The sequence below is a fragment of the Roseateles sp. P5_B10 genome (assembly GCF_056400485.1).
Genome location: NZ_JBFULE010001253.1, coordinates 1 through 1,446 on the forward strand (window position 1 = coordinate 1; position 1,446 = coordinate 1,446).

Annotated in this window: 1 protein-coding gene; it reads left to right on the forward strand. The window is 65.7% G+C overall.

What is annotated here, in order from left to right; translation table 11 throughout:
• A partial coding sequence (locus AC1DU6_RS32530) for a 2-oxoacid:acceptor oxidoreductase family protein (RefSeq protein WP_477862369.1) occupies window positions 1-1,446 on the forward strand: 1,446 nt, incomplete at both ends.

Sequence of the window (1,446 nt, forward strand, 5' to 3'; positions counted from 1 at the left end):
CCCATCGACGTGGCGCTGGCCATCGCCTCGCGCCTGCGTGCCAACGGCCTGGCCGATGCCGCTCTCGACGAACGCGTGCAATCGCTTCGCGCCTACCGCGGCGCCCTGACCGCCATCGTGGCGGATACCGGCAGGCGCCAGCCCTATTTCTGCTCGGGGTGCCCGCACAACACCTCGACAGCGATTCCCGATGGCAGTGTGGCGATGGCGGGCATTGGCTGTCATGGCATGGCGATGTGGGCCAAACCGCGCACCCTGGTCAGCACGCAGATGGGCGGYGAGGGCCTCAATTGGGTCGGGATGCACCACTTCTCGAAAGCTGGGCATGTATTCCAGAATCTGGGCGACGGCACCTACTACCACTCGGGCTTGCTGGCCATCCGGGCCGCCGTGGCGAGCGGCGCCAACATCACCTACAAGATTCTCTACAACGATGCCGTCGCGATGACCGGGGGGCAGCCGGTGGACGGCCCGCTTTCCGTGGGCGCCATGGCTCAGCAGGTGCAGCACGAAGGGGTCAAGCGCGTGGTCGTGGTCAGCGACCAGCCCGCCCTGTATGGCCCTGATTCGGGTTTGCCCGCGGGCGTTCAGGTGCGACATCGCGACCACCTCGACGAGGTGCAGCGCGAGCTTCGAGACACGGCCGGTTGCACCGTGCTGATCTTTGAGCAGACTTGCGCCGCCGAGAAGCGCCGACGCCGCAAGAAGGGCGAGTTGATCGACCCTGACAAGCGCCTTTTCATCAACAGCGCGGTGTGTGAGGGCTACGACATGACGGGACTGTCGCAAAAAAACGGTGCCGTCTATAGCCACCTGCGTGTGGCACCGGCCGGCGGCGTCGTGGCCAGCCCACGCCTGGGTTTGGGTGACGCATCGCTCGTGCTGGCTTTCGATCTGATCGCGGCACTGGGGGACGAGAGCTATCGCACGCTGGATGGCGAGAAGACCTGCTTCCTCGGCAACGACCGCGTGGCGCCGACAGCAGCCTTCGTGACCCAGGCGGACGCCCGTGTCGATGCCGGGCTGCTCAAAGGCAAGGTCAGCGCCAAGCTGCCGCCACATCGCGTCCACTATGCGGACGCGACAAGATGGGCCACGTTGCTGTGCGGTGATCCGGTTGGGGCCAACCTGATGATGGTGGGCATGGCTGCGCAGCGTGGCTGGCTGCCCATGGGAGTCGAGGCCATCGAACGCGCGATTGAACTCAATGGCGTGCAGGTGCCGCTCAACCTGCGCGCCTTCAGGCTCGGGCGCCTGTGTGTGCATGATGCCTCGGCGGTCGAGGAGGCGATTCACCGTTGCGGCGATCGCACTGTTGCCTCGTTAGAGCCCGCTCCCGAGAGCCTTTCTGCCATCGTCGAGCACCGAAGCAAGCTGCTGACTGACTATCAAGACTCGCGCTATGCGCAGCGCTATCGTGCCCTGGTCGAGCGCGCGGTAGAGGCC